This is a genomic window from Phytoactinopolyspora mesophila, from assembly GCF_010122465.1.
Lineage (GTDB): Bacteria > Actinomycetota > Actinomycetes > Jiangellales > Jiangellaceae > Phytoactinopolyspora > Phytoactinopolyspora mesophila.
In genome coordinates, this window is the sequence record NZ_WLZY01000001.1 from 806,455 (window position 1) to 825,222 (window position 18,768).

The window sequence follows — 18,768 nt, forward strand, 5'->3', positions numbered from 1 at the left end:
GTGCCCCGTGTCGTCTGCATCCCTACGGCGCGCCCCACGTTCGCCGTCGAGACCGCGGCCAAACGCGCCGCCCAAGCTCGTACCCTCCTGGCCGAACTGGGTGCCGACGTCGTCGGGCCCACCAATCTGGTGATGACACCCGACGACGTCGAGGACGCGGCCGGATTCGTCGATCCGGACGCAGATCTCGTCGTCAACGTCTGTGCCTCCTTCTCCGACGCAACACCGGCGCTCAGGCTCTATCGCGACCTCGACCGGCCGGTGCTGCTGTGGGCATTCCGCGAACCAGGGCCGGTGGGAGACCGGCTCTGGCTCAACTCACTGTGCGGCGCCAACTTGTTCGGCCACGCCCTGGTTGGACACGGTGGTGAAGTCCGGCTGCTCTACGGCGACCCGGAGGAACCTGCTGTCCGTGCCGCCTTGCGAGAGGCCTTGGCCGGCGCCCTGCCCCCGGCACCTCAACTGCCGGCTGCCGCCGGCCGAGCCCGCGCGGCGTCAGACGACGTACTCCCGGCGCTGGACGGCCTGCGTGGCCGTCGCATCGGAGTGATCGGCGACGCGCCTGCCGGATTCACCCCGTGTGAATACGATCCGGAGATCATCACCCGCCTGTTCGGCGTCGAGGTCGATCAGCTCGACCTCGACGAGTTGATCGAGCGGATCCGCGACGCCGACCCCGCCGCTCGGGACCGCGAACTCGCCGAGGCGGTCGAACAGCGCCCGACGCTACGCCACCTCGACACCACCCACGTCGAACCGTTCGCGGCGATGACCACCGTGCTCCGGGATTGGTCGGCCGGCCAGCTACTCTCCGGCGTCGCCCTGCGATGCTGGCCGGAGTTGCCTACCGAGCTTGGTGCCTGTCCGTGCTCGGCGCTCTCCCGGCTGGCCGACGAGGGCACAGCCACCGCCTGTGAGCGCGACGTGTACGGCGCGCTGACCATGCTCGTCTTCGAGGCGCTCGGATCCGGTCCCACCTACCTCGTCGACACCGTGGACCTGCAGACCGACGACAACATCGTCCGCGTCTGGCATTGCGGGTCCGCCGCCACCAAACTCGCCGCCGAACCAGCGACAGCCACCCAGTCTGTCCATTGCAATCGCAAGATCGGCGTGGCAGGAGATTTTCCGCTCAAGACCGGCCGGGTGGTTCTCGGCCGGCTCACCGAAAACCCGGCACAGCCGGGCGGGCTACGGCTGCTCCTCACCTCGGGTGAGTCGGTTCCGGCGCCCAACCGATTCCAAGGCAACACCGCCGACGTCGTCCTCGACACGGCGGCCGACGAGTTCGTCCACGGTCTGGTGACCGGGGGGTTCCCGCACCACACCGTCATCGCCTGGCAGGACGTCCGGCCCGCGCTTCGGACGGCCGCCGACCATCTCGGGATTCCCATCGTCGAGTGGTGATCCCCAACGCATCTGGCAGGAGGCCACGATGACCAAGGCTTTTTCGCAGGGAATGCACAGACGCGATCTGCTCCGGCTCCTCGGAATCGCCGGGCTCGGCTCGCTCGGCGTCTCATGCGCCGGACCGGGCAGCACCACGAACAGCGACGACGCCGCCCCGGAGGAGGGCGACGTCAGCGGAGCCATCTCCTTCGCGCACTGGCGTGCCGAAGACAGCGATGTCTTCGACGAGATCATCAGCGACTTCGCTGCCGAACACGACGACGTGAGCGTTCGGCAGGACATCTCGCCGTCCAACGACTACCAGTCCACCGCCCTGCAGCGAGTCCGCAGCGCTGCCATCGGTGACGCGTTCACCGCCTTCCGCGGTGCCCAGTTCGTGGACATGGCCAGCGCCGGGCTCTTCGCCGATCTCTCCGAGCAGCCTTTCGCGCAGAACTACCAGGCCGACCTCATCACCGCCGGGCAGTCTGACGGCCGTCAGCTCGGCTTTCCCTACCAGCTCGTGTTCAACATGCCGGTGTTCAACGTCGACGCGTTCGAGGATGCCGGCATCTCCGAGCCGCCGGCCGACTGGGACGGGTTCCTGGACCTGCTCGACAAGCTCGCTTCGGCGGGATACACGCCGATGGCCTGGCCAGGCGGCGAGCCCGGGAATGCGGGACAGCTGATCAACTCGATGGTCATGAACAACGCACCGTCGGAGGACATGTTCACCGGCATGGAACAGGGTGAGTTCGACGCCACCGACGACTGGTTCGTCACCACGCTCAAGCAGTACGCCGAGCTTCGGCCGTTCTTCCAGAACAACGCCTCCGGGACGGCGGTCGAGCCCGCGCAGCAGATGTTCGCCGAGGGAGAGGCAGCGATCCTCGCCACCGGCTCGTACCACATCGCCGCCATCCGTGATCTGGGCGCGGAGTTTCCGATGGATCTCATCTCCCCGATCACCGTCGGCGCGGACGAGGTCCAATTCCGCGGCGTGCACAACGCCACGTTCATCCTGGGCGTGAACACCGCCTCGGACAACCAGGCCACGGCCACCGCCTTCGTCGAATACCTGTCCCGGCCGGAGGTCGCCGCCGTGTACGCCGATGGCACCGGCCAGCACGTCACCGTCGAAGGTGTCGAGTACACCAGTCCCGATCTGCAGGCACTTGCCCACTGGCTCGACCAGCCGACCATCCTGGCGCCGAGGTTCCAGTTCAACGATCTCGACATGCGCTCGGCGATCGAAGACGCCGCCATCCAGGTGGTCGGCGGGAAGGACCCGGAGCAGGCAGCGGCCGATGCCCAGCGCATCGTCGAGCAGAGGCGCGCGTGACCAGGGCTGCGGGATGAATACCACCCCCACGAAGCCCGGAACCGGGCACTCTCCCCCACAACCACCCGCCGCGGCGCCCCATCCCCCGCCGCGGCGGGGCCGGCGGTCGTCATCGACGGTGAGCCCACTGCTCTACCTGTTCCCGGTGCCAGCGCTGGTGCTGTACGCGATCTTCTTCGCCGTTCCCACGTTCCAGGCGTTCCAGTACGCGATGACCAACTGGGACGGGTTCAGCGCGGCCTACGACAACGTCGGCTTGCGCAATTTCGAGCGGATCGCCACCAGCGACGACCTGTTCCGCAACGCCCTGACCAACAACCTCAAGTTCGTACTCGTCGTGGTTGTCTTCCAGACGTTGTTCGCGTTGATCCTGGCTATTCTGCTGACGGTCAACACCCGCGGCTCGGTGATGCTGCGCGCGCTGTTCTTCTTCCCGACGATCCTGTCGTCGGTGTCGGTGGCCTTCATCTGGAAGTTCATGTACGACCCGAACTTCGGGCTGATCAACAGCGTGCTGGAGACGGTCGGCCTGGACGGTCTCACCGGCGCCTTTCTCGGCAATCCGAACCAGGCGATCTATTGGGTCGCGGTGACCCAGGTGTGGTTCCACGCCGGGCAGATGATGGTGATCTTCATCGCCGGCCTGCAGCAGGTACCGAAAGAGATGTACGAGGCCGCCGAGGTGGACGGAGCGTCGCGATGGGGCCGGTTCCGGCACGTCACCTGGCCGATGATCGCGCCCGCCACGGCGATTGTGATGGCGTACACCACGATTCAGTCGTTCAAGGCGTTCGACCTGATCCTCGGGCTGGGCGGCAACCCGCCGAAGCAGTCGATGGACATCCTGTCCACACGTATCTACGCCGGGTTCACCAACTCCGAGTTCGGCTACGCCGCGGCCGAGTCCATCTACTTCATGGTCGTGATCGCACTGATCACCTGGGCGCAGCGGCGCATCGTCCGGCTCACCCAAGCTGGTGCTCAGTGAACACCTGCGCCTGAACGGAGGAAGACATGCGCTATCGGATCGGGCGCCGCGGCGTGCTGGCCGTGTATGCGGTGCTGATCGTCGTGCCCCTGCTGGTCGTCTTCACCGGCACGTTCAAGACACAGTCCGAGCTGTTCAGCTCGCCGTTCGGGCTACCGTCATCGTTCGACCCCGGCAACTACCACACCGTGCTCACCGAACGGAACCTTGGCCGGGCTTTCCTCAACAGCACCCTGGTCATCATCTTCTCGGTGCCAATCACCCTGTTCCTGGCCAGCCTGGCCGCCTACGCGATCGCGCGCATCCCGGGCTGGAAGAGCTGGGCGATCTTCACTTTTCTGGTGCTCGGGCTGGCCGTGCCCGCGCAGGCGAACATGATCCCGCAGTACGTCCTCTTCCAGAACCTGGGCCTGCTCAACAGCCTCACCGGACTGGTCATCATCAACATCGTGGTGACGCTGCCGGTCTCGGTGTTCATCCTGACCGGTTTCATGAAGACACTGCCGCGGGAGATCTATGACGCCTCCAGCATCGACGGCGCGGGACCATGGAACACCTATCGGCGCATCGCACTGCCGCTCTCGATGCCGTCCGTCGCCGCCACCGCGATCTTCCTGTTCGTCATCCACTGGAACGACCTGCTGTATCCCCTGTTGTTCATCCAGGAACCGAGCAAGAAGACACTGCCGGTGGCGCTGCTCGACTTCACCGGTGAGTTCCTCACCGACTACCCCATGCTTTTCACCGGGGTGGTCATCGCGTCGGTGCCGCTCGTGCTGGCCTATCTGTTCATGCAGCGATGGTTCATCAGCGGGATGACCTCTGGATCGGTGAAAGGATGACGATGACCGACGCGTACATGCTGCGCCAGGTGGTCGGCGTGCGGCGCCGCGGCGACGACGTCGTACTGTCCGTGGCAGCTCGCCCGGCCGTGCAGGTGGGCATCATGCCTGGTTACCTCACCGGCGAGCCGCTGGCCGAGCAGGGCATCGAGACCACGCTGCCGAATCTGCCCGATCTCGACCTGCCGCCGAGTGACCCGCGCGCCTACGCGGTGCGCATCTCCTGGGCGGCGCCCGACACCGTACGTCTGACCATCGCGCCGGAGAACAACCCGGTACTGGACGATGACGGCACCTGGCTCGGCATCGTCACAGATCCTGCCCCGGCCGCAGCTCCGGTGCACGTCGAGGAGTCCGAGACAGCGGTGGTGATCGAGAGTTCCGCCTTGCGGGTGCGGGTGGGCCGCCGGCCATTCTCGATCATCGTCGACGATCTACTCACCGGCGCCCAGGTGCTGCGCACCGCCGAGCGGTTGCGCCAGGCCGCAGGTTTCCCCGTCGCACCACCGGCCATCGCGGACGCCCGCGGGATCAGCGTGCATCTGGAACTCGGCACCGGCGAGGACATTCTCGGCTTCGGTGAACAGTTCGGCCGGCTGGTCAAGAACGGTCAGCAACTGACCCTCCGGTGCGAAGATGCCTTGGGCACCGGGACCGGGCTGGCGTACAAGCCGGTCCCCGTCTGGCACTCGTCGGCCGGTTACACCGGCTTCCTCAATACCGGTGCGACGGTCACCGCCGACGTCGGGCACACGAGACCGAGCGTGCTCGGTCTGAGTCTCGACGACGACGCACTCGACCTGTACGTGGTCGGAGGCGCGCAGCCGCGGCGACGGCTGCACTCCTACACCGCGCTCACCGGACGCGGACCGGTTCCGCCGCTATGGGCATTCGGGTATTGGATGGGGCGGTGCCGGTACCACTCGCGCGAGGAGATGCTCGATGTCGCCCGCCGCGCTCGCGAGCTGGAGGTGCCGCTCGATGTGCTGCATTGCGACCCGGATTGGCTCGTCGTCGACCGGCTCAACTGCGACTTCATCTGGAACAAGGACCGATTCGGCGACCGGCGCTCCTTCGTCCAGGAGCTCGAGAAGCTGCACACCCGGCTCTCCGTCTGGGAGCTGCCGTACCTGGACCCGGCCTCGCCCCGCTTCGCCGAAGCCGAGGCGAAAGGCTACTTGGTGCGATATCCCGACGGTGAACTCGCCACCATCCAGAAGACGCCTACCCCCGACGGTAGGCCGCGCGCATTGGTCGACTTCACCAATCCGGATGCGGTCGCATGGTGGCAGGGTATGCACGAGGAATTCCTCGCCGACGGCGTCGCGGTGTTCAAGACGGACTTCGGCGAAGCCCTACCCGACGGCACCGCGCCGCACAGCGGGCTGCCGGGCAACCACGCCCACAACCTGTACCCGCTGTATTACAACGGTGCGGTGTGGGCCGCTCTGGCCCGGCTCGGCGACGAGCCTGCCCTTGTATGGGGCCGAAGCGGCTGGGCCGGATCGCATCGCTACCCGGGACAGTGGGGCGGCGACGCCGAGTCCACGGTTGCCGGCATGCAGGCTACCGTCCGGGGCGGGCTGTCCTACGCGATGTCGGCACCGGGTTTCTGGAGCCACGACATCGGCGGGTTCTACGGGCCGGAGCTCACCCCGGAGTTGTACGTGCGCTGGACTCAGTTCGGCGCGCTGTCTCCCCTCATGCGTGCACACGGGCTGCGCCCGCGTGAGCCGTGGGAGTACGGCGAACACGCACTCGAGATCTGCCGGCGGTGGATCCGGCTGCGCTACGAGCTGCTGCCCTATCTGTGGCAGGTTGCCCACGAGTCAAGCCGCAACGGCTGGCCCGTGCTGAGACCGCTGGCGTTCGAGTACCCGGACGACCCCGTCGCCGCCGGCGTCGACGGGCAGTTCCTGCTCGGTTCGGACCTGCTCGTCGTGCCGGTGTTCGACGACGGCGACACACCCGTCCGGCGCCGCTACTACGTTCCGGAAGGTCGCTGGACCGACCTGTTCACCGGCGAAGCGCTCACCGGGCCACGGTTCGTGATCCAGGACATACCGCTGGACCGGATCCCCGTCCTGGTTCGCGACGGCACGATCCTCCCCCGTCTCCAGGTCGACGGTTCGATCCGCCGGACCGACGATCTGCTCGGACGGCCGTGGACGTTGCACCTCTTCGGCAACGTGGACCACCGTCATCAGCTCGTCGGGTTCGACACAACGGCTACCACCGTCGCCTTCGATGGTGATGCGGTCACGGCCGACGGCAGCCAGCCGATCGCGCCCACGGCGCGGCTTTGGATCTAATGCCTAGTGCCCGCCTGTTAGCGCGAAGCCTGGTCGACGAGCGGGACAAGATCATCGAGTCCGTTGTCCAGCACGGGCAGCTCTGGTGCGTCGCTTAAGGCAAGGTCAAGGTCCTTGAGCCCGCACGACGTGCCGAGCGCCACGACGACGCCGCTGCCCGGGCTGGTGGTCAAGTGCCTGGTGGCGGCCACTGCAACGGCGGACGAGGCTTCCATGAAGATCCCGTCGGCCGCCGCACAGGCCCGGTACTCGTCCATGAACTCGTCCGGATCGATCGGGATCGCCTCGCCGTCGGTGTCCCAGAGGGCCTGCAATCCCTGCCAGTTGGCCACGTCGCTGCCCACGGAGAACGCCGCCGAAGGGCCGTAGTGCACCCGGGTGCGTTCCTGCTCGGAGCGATCGCTCTTCTGCAAAGCAGTGCTGAAAGCCGCGGCCCGACTCGGTTCGGCGGCGACCAGCCGCGGACTCGCGCTGATCAATCCCGCATTGACCAGCTCCTTGAAGCCGCGGTGCACACCGCTGAGAACGTCAGCCCGTGACGTCGGAATGACGACGGTGTGCAGCTCATCGCCGAAATCGCGGGCCAGCTCGTAGGCGATGCTCTTGAGTCCCTCGATCGCATACGGGTGCCCACCGGGACCGGGCTCGGCGTAGTTCGTCAGCGGGAACCATCCGAGCTGCTCCACAGCCTGTTGCATGGTACCGTTGCGCGCCACGACGTCCGGGAAGCCGGCGACGACCGCTCCCGCCGCCACGATCTGCGCGTGGATGGCGGCCGGCAGGGATCCCTTGGTCACCACCACGCAGCGCAACCCGGCACGTGCCGCGTACGCCGCGGCGGAAGCCCCGGCGTTTCCGCTCGAGGCGGCGATCACGGTATCGGCGCCCTGAGCGCGCGCCGTCGTCACCGCCGCCGCCATGTAGCGGTCTTTGTGCGACATCGTGGGGTTCGCGGCCTCGTTCTTCAGCCACACCTCGGGCCGGCCGGGGCGAGGTGCGAGCCACACCGCGGGTGTGTTCCCCTCCCCCAGCGTGACGACCCCGGTTCCGGGCGGGACCGGTACGGCGCCTTCCCACCCCCACGGACCACCCGGGAACGACGCGAGGTCGTGCCCCCGGAGATCGGTCAGCGGCAGCTCGAGGTTGACCGTCACCCCCTCGGCGCGGCAGCGCTGACACCCCGCCGTTCCGGTTCCCTCATCGAGGCAGCGAGGGCATCGTAATACCGGTGCGGTTCCAGACACGTCGTCGTCACCCTTCTCGCTTCTGATCCGGCCACGCCATCAGCTCCCGGTCAGGGGCAAAGGGCTCCAGGTCGAACGTGGATTTCCCGTCGGTGACGAGCTCGGCTCCCACTTCGCCGAACGCGGTGGCGTACTTGAATCCCAGCCCGGAGAACCCGCCGAGGATCACCACCCGGTCGGTGTTCTCCGCCCAGCCGGCAATCGGGCGATTGTCCGCGGTATAGCCGTCCATGTACGCCGAGACCCGGATCGGATCCGGGTGCAGGCCGGGCAGGTACTGCCGGATGATCTCGTTCAGGCCCCGCACTTCGTCGAGGCCCACCGTGCGGTCCAGCTGATCCGGATCGGGGACGATCTGTTTGAACGGACCCGTGGGCCCGGCCTTGACCAAGGCGCCGTCAACACTGGGGAACGCATAGAAACCGTCGTCCTCGGGGCGCAGCGTGATCGGGAACCGCTCAGGAGCGAAGGCCGCGGGATCGTCGGCTGCGTACCACACCTGGATCGGGCGGCGGACCTGGATCTTGCCGGCCAGCTGCGGCGCCAGCCGCTGCACCCATGGCCCGCCGGCCAGCACGACGTGCTGGTAGCGGTAACTGCGCTGCGCGGTGGTCACGGTGACGCCGTCGGCGTCGGGCTCCACGTGTGTGACCGGTGTGTGGGTGTGTACGACGGCGCCCAGCTCGGCCGCCCGCCGCGCGGCCGTCAGCACCGCGAGCTCCGGGCGCAGGAAACCCGCGTTGGGGTCGAGGACGCCGACGTCGCCCGGCCGCATCCGCTGTTGCGGGTACCGCCGCGCGACGTCCCGCTCGTCGAGCAGCTCGTGTTCCAGATCGAATGCGCGCACGGAATTCAGTACGTTGACGATGTGCGGTGCGTTCTCAGCTCCCAGCACCAGCTCGCCATTGAGGGTCAGCAACTCCCGGCCCGTCTCGGCCTCGAGCTGTTGCCAGAACGTCAACGACGCGGCGGCGAACGACACGTACACCGGTTCTCTGGGGCTGGTGCTCCGGAACATACGGGTCTCACCACCCATGGCGCTTCGGTCGTGCGGCACGCCGTACTGGTCGAACCCATGCACCGCCAACCCGCGACCGGCCAGCCGCCACAACGCCATACTGCCGATCGACCCGACTCCGATTACCGCCACATCCGCGTCAAAGCTCACGCCATCAACCTCTCATCCCTGCGCCGCCGCCGACGCAGTGGCTCGCCATCCACCACCGCTCGGCAGAACATCGACACGACATTGTCAGTGGCTATGACTATTGTTTGACACATGAGTTCGGACACGGTTGTGGAGATTGTCAACGCGGCGAAACAGCTCGCCGCGGTTGACACTGACAGCCTGTCCGATGACGACATCGTGACTGAGCTGGTGGCACTGCGCCGGCTAGCTGACGTAGCCGAGGCTGCTTACCTTCGCCGGTTGCGTACCTTCGACACCCGCAGACTCTCCGAGCAGCGTTCGGTGCTGTCCACCCGGTCCTGGGTGAAACATGAGCTACACGTGGCGCCGGCCGAAACCAGCCGGGTGCTGAACGTCGCCAAGAGACTGGTAGACCTGCCGGTCATCGAAGCCGCCCTGATCGCTGGTGACATCCGGCTGCCGCATGCCGCTGCCATCGCCGATGCTGCCGCTCTGCTCGGCACTGACGTGATTGCCGGCTGCCAAGACACTCTGGTGGCCGCGGCGAAAACCGACGACCCGACCCGGCTGCGCGCGGCATTACGCGGGCTTGGCGCCGCGGTGGACAACAAGGACGCCGTGCGCCGAGCGCGGCGGCGGGACCAGGGCCGTTGGCTGGACATCGCGTCCACCTTCGACGGCGCCGTGGCGATCAACGGCATGCTCCCGGGTGACGACGAGGCCGGTTCCGTCGTTGCCACCGCGATCGACGCGCTGGCCAAGCCGTCTGGGCCGAATGACGAGCGCACGCCGGCTCAACGCCGCGCCGATGCGCTGGTAGAGCTGTGCCGCCGCCAGCTCAACTCCGGCCTCCTGCCCACGCAGGGCGGCGAACCCACCCACGTCACGGTGGTCACCGACCTCGACACACTCGAAGCCAGCGCAGGCGGGTTCGGAGAGCTCCCTGACGGCAGCATCCTCCGCGGCGAGACTGTCCGACGGCTCGCATGTGATGCGAAGGTCACGCGGATCATCGTTGACCCCAGCTCCCAGCCCTTGGACGTCGGGCGCGCCCAGCGCACACTCACCCCGGCGCAGCGCAAAGCGCTGCGGCTGCGCGACGGCGGCTGCCGTTTCCCCGGGTGCGATCGCCCGATCGAGTGGACCGACGCGCACCACCTATTGCACTGGGCACACGGTGGCTGTACCGATCTGGCCAACCTGATCAGTCTTTGCCGAAAACACCACACGGCCGTCCACGAGGGCGGCTGGAGCATCCTGTGTGTCGCACCCGGACGGTTCGTGTTCATCGACCCGGACGGCTGCCGACGCGACGAGGATCCGCCCGTCTCGACCAGCAGAGTGGTCCATCGACTCGTCGACGTCAGCGACACATCCGAAGGATCGCCGCGAGCCGGACCGGGAGCTGCAACCACCGCCGCTGCCAGCAGACGCGCACCCGAGCCCCGACGTGCCCCTAGTCCCGGAGCCGGCGATGCCGCCGGTCACGCATGCGCCGACGGGGAGGGTACCCACGAATCCGGCACCCACGCCGACGATGAATCCGACGCTGCCTGAGCGCCCGTGCCTGCCGTACGGTCCGGAACAGTCTCCCAATGCGCGTCTGGGCGCCGTCCGATCTCAGGTTCGTCGCCGCGGCGTTCGACGCGGCGCTCAACCGGCCCTCAACGGCGGTGGGATCACCTGGCTACGCCCGGCCGCGCGCCAGCAAACGTGACGCGGATCGAGTAGAGATCCCCGGCGGAGTTGGTGATGAACAGGTTGTTGCGCTTGGCCCCACCGAAGGTGAGATTCGAGGCCGCTTCCGGCAGTCGCAACTTTCCGACGAGGGTGCCGTCCGGGTCGTAGCAGTGCAGGCCGTCCAGCGCCGCCGCCCAGATACGCCCGAGATGGTCCAGCCGGATGCCGTCGAACCAGGACTCGGCGAACACATCGCCGCCGGATAGCTCGCCGTCGTCGCTCACCTCGAACACCCGCATGTGCCGCCTACGGGTGTCGACGATGTACAGCCGGCTCTCATCGGCGGAGAAGGCAAGGCCGTTGGGACGGACGAAGTCGTCAGCGACGATCTCGATCTGACCGGTAGCCGGATCGATCCGGTAGACATGATCGGCGCCGATCTCGCTCTCGGCCTCGATGCCTTCGTAGTACCCGGTGATGCCATATCGGGGATCGGTGAACCAGATCGACCCGTCGGACCGGACCACGATGTCGTTCGGGCTGTTCAGCCGCTTTCCGTCGTATCGGTCCGCCAGTACGGTGACCGAGCCGTCGTGTTCGGTACGCGTCACCCGGCGGGCACCCTGCTCACACGTCAGCAGCCGGCCCTGCCGATCGATGGTATTGCCGTTGGCGTTTCCCGACGGCTCCCGGAAAACCCCGATGCTTCCCGTCGTCTCATCCCAGCGCAACAGCCGATCATTCGGAATGTCGCTCCACACGAGGTAACGGCCCGCTGGGAAATACACGGGCCCTTCGGTCTTCCGGCTACCGGAATGAAGGATCTCGACGTATTCATCTCCTCCGTAGGAAGCGAAACGGTCATCCAGGCTCTCGAAGTGAGCCTTGAATCTGTCGGTCATTCGATGCTCCGGCTGTTACGTCCTGCCCGATATGTATGCCTCATCATCGGTGATCTTGACGCGATAAACCAGCGGGCGAACCTGCCTCGTGAGCACTCGGCCCATCACGTAGACGTTTGCGTCCACGCTCTTTCATCCCGAGCCGGATCAGGTGGATGGCGAGCATGCAGACCCAGATACACCCCACGACCACGATGGTTCGCTGCAGCGCGCCCACCCATTCGGCGAACTCCCCGGAGATCATCAGCACGAACAGCAGCAACGTGAGCATCCCGCTGGCCACCGACGGCAGCCGCAGGTAACGCCAACCGTCCCGCCGGCGCATGGCCCGCGACAACAGAAGCTGAGACGCACCGGCGAACATGAAGGTCGCGGCACTGGCGACGTCGTGCACCGCGTGATACCCGGAGATCTCCCCCAAGCTGACTCTGGCCGAGCAGTCCGGCAACTGGAGACCACAATCGTGGCGCATCGAGCCCGCCACCAGCACACCGAGCCCACTCAGCAAAACCCCGAACGAGGCGATGCGCCCGAGCGGATCGGGAAACGAATGGACTAGCCCGGCACCCAGCGACATGACCCCGATTCCGAACAGGACCAATGCGGCGATCATGATCTCGGGGTTCGCCGCCCCGACGGCAGCCAGCGAACTGATGTAGTCGCTCCGGGGATCGTACTGATCTTGCACTCGGCCTGCGATCAGCCATCCAGCCGTGAAGACAAGCGCCCCGGCGATGGACGGCACCGCCAGCCACGATGACACTGCCTGCCGACGGGACCACTCCGACAACACCGCCATAGTCAGTGCTCACCTTCCCTTGGGCCGTGCCGCATCCGCGCCGAGGCCGGATGTGGGCGCGATCCTGAGGGCATACCCAGGACGCAAAAATCACAAACCAATAACGGCAAGATTACACATCCGCATCACGGTGGGGCATGGGAACAGCCGTGGCTCGCCGACACGGGTCTGCGGCCTTCGCCGTGAGTTGAACGCCGGCGTACCCGCCGCAGGGAGATGCCGGGCGTGCGGCTTACTGCTTGGACACCAGCTCTTCGACCTGACGAGCCAGGAGGTCGGCATCCGGTTCGGTGGGCAGCCCGATCACCATGACGCGCTTCGAGTGATCGCTGTAGACCGCGACTCCATGCCGCATCCAGTCGTAGAACCGGCCCATCAGGTAGTAGCCATCCGGGCCGCTGCGCGCAGGAGCCCTCCTCAGCGCGACGGTGTTCTCATCACTTCGCCGCAACCCGTGCCAGACGACCACCTCGACCCGGGTGACGTCGCCCAAGAGCAAGGCCCGCCGGCGGCGGAACGGCCGCGGCATGCCCAAGCGTCCTTCCACCAGCCGGTCGGGCCACAGCTCCCAGCGCCACGCGAGCTGGCCGATGAACATCGGAAGAAAGACGACGACACTGAGCGGCACCACGAGTACGCCGACCAAGATCAGGCTCTCCCGCAAGCTGACGTCCGCCCAGTCCGAGGACAGCTCCATCTGGAGGGCAGCCGCGACGATTCCGGACAGCACCACGAACGTGACGGCGGCGAACCGGATCAGGTACATGACCGGATAGCGCCACGAGATGAACGCCCCACCATGCGCGATCGGTACACCAGACACCTGCGGGCTCATTACGCCGCACTCCTGTCCGTCCGCGATCGCGACAGAGGCATAGCGCCACGGACCGCTGCACGATCGTTTCATTCCTCGCTAACACGCAGTTTAGCCGTGCGCGCTTCACGCTCTCTAGCGTTGACCAGGTCAACACACGTGTTCGAAATCAGCCGGCGGAGTGGCCCGGCCGACGTTGGGCAGCAGCACCTCGTCGAAGACACCCTCGGTGCACGGCGTGGCCATCGCCGGATAACGCTTACCATGCTGGGGACCGGACGATTCGAATCCGGCGATCTGGCAGACAGCACAAGGACGGCAGAGCACATATGGATGCAGCTGAAGCAACCACGGTGGCGTTGATCGGTGTACGCGGCTTCGGCCAGAAGTACATGGAGCTGCTGACCAGCCCGGCACGTGCCGAACACGTCCGGATGGTCTCCGGTTGCGACATCGCGCCTGACGCGGCCGCGGATCTGCCACCACAAGTGCCGTTCTACACCGACTTCCGAGCCATGTTGCGTGAGTGCCCCGCGGACGTGGTCATCGTCGCGACTCCCCCGCATCAGCACTTCGAGATGGCCCGCAGCGCACTCGAGGCGGGCAGCGATGTTCTCATGGAGAAGCCGCCCGTCGTGTCGTCCGCGGAACACACGGCTCTGCTCGACGTGTGCCGAAGCCGGCACCGGGTGTGCCAGATCGGCTTTCAGAACCTGGTGGGCGCACCGATGCAGCGGCTACTCCAGCTCACGGCCGAAGGCCGGCTGGGCGAGATCCGCGACATCGCCGTCACCGGCGCATGGATCCGTCGCGACAGCTACTACCGCCGATCGCGATGGGCCGGGCACCGCACACTCGACGGCGTGGTCGTGGCCGACGGCGCGGCCACCAACCCGTTCGCCCATGCGGTAATGAATGCCCTCGCGATTGCCGAGGCTGCCGATCCCGGCGCGGTGCCCGTTCGGATGGAGGTGGAGAGCTACCGCTGCCGCGACATCGCCACTGACGACACGATCAGCGCCCGGCTGGACCTCAGCGGTGGCCAGCGCATTCACATCGCTCTGACATTGTGTGCCGAAGAGTTCGCCGATCCGGTCGTCACCGTGCACGGAACCGGTGCGGTGGCCGAACTCGGCGCCACAGCCACCACACTCAGCGTTGACGGCGCGCCGGTCGAGCTCCCGGCGGACCGAGGCGAACCGCTCGACAATCTGCTGGCGCATCTCCGCGAAGGCTCCCCGTTGCTCGTTCCACTAACGCGAACGGCGGCGTTCACGTCGTTCGTCGAAAGCATGGTCACCTCCGCACCCCCACATCCGGTTCCCGCGGACGCGCTAGAGGTGCACGCCGACGACGACGGCCAGGACCGCAGAGTTGTCCTGCGCGGCATCAACGATGTCATCGCCGAGTCCGGCAGCGAGGCCAAGCTGTTCTCCGAGATCGGCGTGCCGTGGGCGCAACCCCCGGAGGCGATCCGGCTGGCTCAGCCCACCACTGTGCCGCGGCACTAGGCGCTTGCCTGCTCCGCTGTGAGCTGGGCGGTGATCGACAGTTCCATCGCGGTGAAGTACATCTGCTGCGGATTCGCCGTCTCGGTGCGATCGCGAACGTCGGCCATGAAGTCGTCGAAGAACGTCAGCGGCCGATTCGAGCAGTTGACGTAGTGCTCACCAGCGCCGTCGACGAGGAACAGGTGGTCACCCCCAGCTCGCCCGGCGATATCGACGTTCTTCCGTAGCTCGATGTAGCCGTCCGTGCCCAGAACGGTGATGCGCCCGTCGCCCCAATCGGAGAGCCCGTCCGGTGTGAACCAGTCGACACGGACGTATCCTCGCGCGTGCGGGCCGCTCATCAGTACTTCGCCGAAGTCCTGCAGCTCGGGGTCGTCGGGATTGCCGTAGTTCCCGACCGACGCGGACACGATCTGCGCCGTGGTCGATCCGGTCAGGAAAAGGAACTGGTCGATCTGGTGCGATGCGATGTCAGTGAGGATGCCGCCGTAACGCTCGCGCTGGAAGAACCACGAGGGCCGCGTGCCGCGCCGGAGCCGATGTGGTCCGAGGCCGATAGTTTGCACGACGGTTCCGATAACGCCACCGGTGATCAACTCATGGGCCTCTGACGTGGCCCGGCTACCGAACCGCTCCCCGAAGTACACCGCCCAGATCCGGCCGGTTTCGGCCACGGTCTTGCGCAGGTCGGCGATCTGCTCGTGCGTCGTCGCCGCCGGTTTGGCCGCGAGCACGTCCTTGCCCGCGTACATGGCATCGATGGCGACACCGGCCCGGTCGGCGGACACGCTCACGGTGACGATCACATCGATGTCAGGGGCGTCGTAGAACCGGCGCGCGTCGTCCACGATCGGGACGTCGGGAAAGGCCTGTGTGAACGCCGCGACTTGCGCGGGGTCCGCGGCGTATGCGCCGGCGCACTGCGCACCCGAGGAACGCAGGCCCCGCACCATGCCGTATACGTGATCGTGATCCAGCCCGACAACTGCGAATTTCATCGCACCTGTCTATCGCATCAGCCAGCGCGCTACGGCATCGGCCAGCCGGCCGTGTGGCGGATAGACCATACGCAGCGTGTCCGGCGTCATGGGTTTCGAGAGCACCGCACGTTCGTGGCTGAAGGTGCGGATCGAATGCTCCCCGTGGTACTGGCCGATGCCGCTGCCGCCGACGCCGCCGAATGGCAGTTCAGGCGCGCTGAGGTGCGCGACCGGCACGTTCACGCCGAGCGCGCCGCAGGAGACGCGCTGGGCGAATGCGCGGCGCACCATTCGGTTGGTGGTGAAAACGTAGGCCGCCAGTGGCTTCTCCCCCGAGCGGATGATCTCGATCGCGGCCTCGACGTCGGGCACTCGCAGGATCGGCAGGATGGGGCCGAAGATCTCTTCCCGCATGATGGGGTCGTCGGTGCTCACGTGGTCCAACACGGTGGGGGCAAGGTAGCGCCTCGCCCGGTCCGACTCGCCTCCGATCACTACCGAAGCCACCTCGAGCATGGCGGTCAGCCGATCGAGGTTCTGCGCACTGAGCATCCGGGCGTAGTCCGGGCTGGAGGCCGGGTCGTCGCCGTAAAACTGGCGGATCGACCGGCGCAGTGCGGGAACTAGGGCATCAGCGTCCGCGTCGGTGGTGAGCACGTAGTCGGGAGCGACGCAGCTCTGCCCGGCGTTGAGGAACTTGCCCCACGCGATCCGGTCGGCAGCTGTCTGAAGGTCCACCGTGCCATCCACCCATACCGGTGACTTTCCGCCGAGCTCCAGCGTCAGGGGGGTCAAGTGCCTGGCGGCAGCCTCCGCGACGATCCGGGCGACCCTCGCGCTTCCGGTGAAGAAGATGTAGTCGAAACGCTGCTCCAAGAGTTCCGCCGCTTCGTCCGGTCCGCCCTCGACCACCGCGACGGCGGCCGGATCGAGGTACCGCGGCAGCAGGTTCGCCAGCGCCGCGCTCGTGGCCGGGGCCTGTTCGCTGGGTTTGAGCACTACCGTGTTTCCGCTGGCGATCGCCCCCGCCAGCGGAACAAGAGCAAGCTGAACGGGGTAGTTCCACGGCGACACCACCAGAACAACACCCAGCGGCTCCCGAACTGTCCAGCCGCGGGCCGGCCACAGCCGCAGCGGAAGCCGATGACGCCGTGGTCTCAGCATGGCGCGAAGGTGCCGATTCAGGTAATTGGCTTCCGCGACCGCCATCCGTATCTCGGTCAGCCGCGATTCGGTTGCCGACTTACCCAGGTCGTCGCGTAGCGCCTGCTCCAGCACCACGGACTCCTCAGTGAGCATCCGCGCCAACGCAGCCAGCTGTTGGCGACGCCAGGCCAGCGCGCGGGTACCGCCGTCGTCGTAAAAGGCGCGCAGCCGGGCCACCGTGTCGCCCGGCACACCGTGGTCGGAGATCATCCGCTCCACCCATTCATCTGCCCTACCTTGCCATCTCTCCCCGTCCGCCTTACTCACCCCATGGCGCCGACGGCAAGCGTGCTGGAGTTGATCCCGTTGTGCAGCACAACGGCCGGCTGCAGACTCCCTCCGCGGACGCGCACCCAGACGAGCAACACTCCGGCCAGAACCGAGGCGAGGATCGCGGTGAGGTCGACGTCGACGGTTACTCCGCCGTCGAGTCGCAGACCGTGCATAAGCCCGAACAGCAGCGTCGAGTGATCCCATCACTTCCGCAGAGGACCTGCCTGGGCACCTTTTGGCGACCGCAGTTTTTAATACCAGTGGTCTGTTAAATCTTCGCCATAGCCGCTAGACTCCCGGAAAATGACCGATCTGGGGGTCCCGGAGACCCGCTCGCGGGACCTCTTGAGCAGACCGATGGTTCGGAGGAGACCGGCCACCATGACTGCTGCGCCCGCCGCACTCGAGACCCCGTACCTGCTAACAGACCACGACGTTCAGCGGTTCGACCGCGACGGCTTCATCCGGTTGAGTGAGGTGCTCGACCCCGACGCCCTGCGTGAACGGGAGCCAGAGATCACCGCCAAGGTGCTCGAACTCAACACCGTCCACAAGCCCATGGAAGAACGCAGCACCACCCAGAAGGCGTTCCTGCAAGTCGGCAATCTGTGGCGGCACAGCCAAGCCGCTCACGATCTCGTCTTCTCCCCCCGCCTGGCCCGGATTGCCGCCGAGCTCCTCCAGGTGGACGGCGTCCGGCTTTATGCGGACCAGGCGCTGTACAAAGAACCATCCGGCGGCATCACGCCGTGGCACGCCGACCAGTACTACTGGCCACTGTCCAGCGACCGCACCTGCACCGTCTGGATCCCGCTCCAAGACACGCCACTCGACATGGGGCCACTCTCGTTCGCCGCCGGAAGCCACCACTTCGAGTTCGGCCGCGACATGAAGATCAGCGATGAATCCGAACGCGAACTCCAGGACGCGCTGGCACGCGAGCAGTTCCCCGTGGACGAGCACCCATACGATCTCGGCGACGTCAGCTTCCACCTCGGCTGGACCTTCCACCGGGCCGGCCGCAACGTCGGCACCGAGCCTCGCCGGGTGATGACCGTCATCTACATGGACGCCGACATTCGGGTCGCACCGCTGGCCCGGCCCGAGCAGCAGAACGATCTCGACAAGCTGATGCCCGGCGCCGTCGTCGGCGAGGTCCCGGACACGCCGCTGAATCCGGTGCTCTACCCCCAGGCCTGACACTTCGTCCGGCCTGGACAGGCCCACTTCCCAGCCGAAACCCGCCGGCTGTTCATCTGACCACCACCTTCGTCCGCGAACGACGCGCGCCCATTTCCAGTCACCTAGCCCGCCTTCGAAAAGCACGACGAAAGGA

The 18,768-nt window shown here is 66.7% G+C and carries 16 protein-coding genes; 8 read left to right on the forward strand and 8 right to left on the reverse strand.

Going from position 1 to position 18,768, the window contains the following annotated elements; genetic code table 11:
- From F7O44_RS03595 to F7O44_RS03615, 5 genes are read left to right on the forward strand one after another with little or no spacing between them, the layout of a single operon-like run.
- A complete protein-coding gene (locus F7O44_RS03595) occupies positions 1-1,407 on the forward strand; it encodes a hypothetical protein (RefSeq protein WP_162448777.1) in 1,407 nt (468 codons plus the stop codon).
- A gap of 28 nt (positions 1,408-1,435) precedes the next feature.
- Entirely contained in the window at positions 1,436-2,731 is a 1,296-nt protein-coding gene (locus F7O44_RS03600) for an ABC transporter substrate-binding protein (RefSeq protein WP_222851012.1), read from the forward strand.
- A gap of 13 nt (positions 2,732-2,744) precedes the next feature.
- Positions 2,745-3,719 (forward strand): carbohydrate ABC transporter permease, encoded by a 975-nt coding sequence (locus tag F7O44_RS03605; protein WP_162448778.1) that lies wholly within the window; start codon positions 2,745-2,747, stop codon positions 3,717-3,719.
- A gap of 26 nt (positions 3,720-3,745) precedes the next feature.
- Positions 3,746-4,561, forward strand: coding sequence for a carbohydrate ABC transporter permease (locus F7O44_RS03610; protein ID WP_162448779.1), 816 nt, complete (start codon positions 3,746-3,748; stop codon positions 4,559-4,561).
- A gap of 2 nt (positions 4,562-4,563) precedes the next feature.
- Positions 4,564-6,873 carry a glycoside hydrolase family 31 protein gene (locus F7O44_RS03615; RefSeq protein ID WP_162448780.1) on the forward strand — a complete coding sequence of 770 codons (2,310 nt, stop codon included), beginning with the start codon at positions 4,564-4,566 and terminating at the stop codon, positions 6,871-6,873.
- Positions 6,874-6,890: 17 nt separating this feature from the next.
- On the opposite strand, the gene F7O44_RS03620 is transcribed toward F7O44_RS03615, so the two are convergent.
- Complete coding sequence (locus F7O44_RS03620; protein WP_222851014.1) at positions 6,891-8,117, reverse strand: pyridoxal-phosphate dependent enzyme; 1,227 nt, start codon at positions 8,115-8,117, stop codon at positions 6,891-6,893.
- A 7-nt stretch (positions 8,118-8,124) separates the two neighbouring features.
- Positions 8,125-9,285 (reverse strand): N-methyl-L-tryptophan oxidase, encoded by a 1,161-nt coding sequence (gene solA, locus F7O44_RS03625; protein WP_162448781.1) that lies wholly within the window; start codon positions 9,283-9,285, stop codon positions 8,125-8,127.
- 111 nt (positions 9,286-9,396) lie between these two features.
- Between solA and F7O44_RS03630 the strand changes: the two genes are divergently transcribed.
- Positions 9,397-10,824 carry an HNH endonuclease signature motif containing protein gene (locus tag F7O44_RS03630; RefSeq protein ID WP_162448782.1) on the forward strand — a complete coding sequence of 476 codons (1,428 nt, stop codon included), beginning with the start codon at positions 9,397-9,399 and terminating at the stop codon, positions 10,822-10,824.
- 122 nt (positions 10,825-10,946) lie between these two features.
- Here the strand turns inward: F7O44_RS03630 and F7O44_RS03635 are convergent, their stop codons facing one another.
- The 3 genes from F7O44_RS03635 to F7O44_RS03645 form a co-directional block, all read right to left on the reverse strand.
- The gene (locus F7O44_RS03635) at positions 10,947-11,849 is read right to left on the reverse strand and encodes an SMP-30/gluconolactonase/LRE family protein (protein ID WP_162448783.1); all 903 of its coding nucleotides are present in this window, start codon (positions 11,847-11,849) and stop codon (positions 10,947-10,949) included.
- A gap of 43 nt (positions 11,850-11,892) precedes the next feature.
- On the reverse strand, positions 11,893-12,648 hold the full coding sequence (locus F7O44_RS03640; protein WP_162448784.1) for a DUF998 domain-containing protein: 756 nt from the start codon (positions 12,646-12,648) through the stop codon (positions 11,893-11,895).
- A gap of 232 nt (positions 12,649-12,880) precedes the next feature.
- The gene (locus tag F7O44_RS03645) at positions 12,881-13,471 is read right to left on the reverse strand and encodes a hypothetical protein (protein WP_162448785.1); all 591 of its coding nucleotides are present in this window, start codon (positions 13,469-13,471) and stop codon (positions 12,881-12,883) included.
- A gap of 320 nt (positions 13,472-13,791) precedes the next feature.
- On the opposite strand from F7O44_RS03645, the gene F7O44_RS03650 reads away from it, so the two are divergent.
- The gene (locus F7O44_RS03650) at positions 13,792-14,973 is read left to right on the forward strand and encodes a Gfo/Idh/MocA family protein (RefSeq protein ID WP_162448786.1); all 1,182 of its coding nucleotides are present in this window, start codon (positions 13,792-13,794) and stop codon (positions 14,971-14,973) included.
- Here the strand turns inward: F7O44_RS03650 and F7O44_RS03655 are convergent.
- The 3 genes from F7O44_RS03655 to F7O44_RS03665 are packed head-to-tail and all read right to left on the reverse strand — an operon-like array spanning position 14,970 to position 17,620.
- Positions 14,970-15,971, reverse strand: coding sequence for a Gfo/Idh/MocA family protein (locus F7O44_RS03655; protein WP_162448787.1), 1,002 nt, complete (start codon positions 15,969-15,971; stop codon positions 14,970-14,972). The two genes, F7O44_RS03650 and F7O44_RS03655, sit on opposite strands and share 4 nt — an antisense overlap.
- A gap of 9 nt (positions 15,972-15,980) precedes the next feature.
- On the reverse strand, positions 15,981-17,369 hold the full coding sequence (locus F7O44_RS03660; RefSeq protein WP_162448788.1) for an aldehyde dehydrogenase family protein: 1,389 nt from the start codon (positions 17,367-17,369) through the stop codon (positions 15,981-15,983).
- Between the two features lie 53 nt (positions 17,370-17,422).
- The gene (locus tag F7O44_RS03665) at positions 17,423-17,620 is read right to left on the reverse strand and encodes a CPBP family glutamic-type intramembrane protease (RefSeq protein ID WP_343073828.1); all 198 of its coding nucleotides are present in this window, start codon (positions 17,618-17,620) and stop codon (positions 17,423-17,425) included.
- A gap of 193 nt (positions 17,621-17,813) precedes the next feature.
- Between F7O44_RS03665 and F7O44_RS03670 the strand changes: the two genes are divergently transcribed.
- Positions 17,814-18,632, forward strand: a complete 819-nt coding sequence (locus F7O44_RS03670; protein ID WP_162448790.1) for a phytanoyl-CoA dioxygenase family protein — start codon at positions 17,814-17,816, stop codon at positions 18,630-18,632.
- Positions 18,633-18,768: the final 136 nt, after the last annotated feature.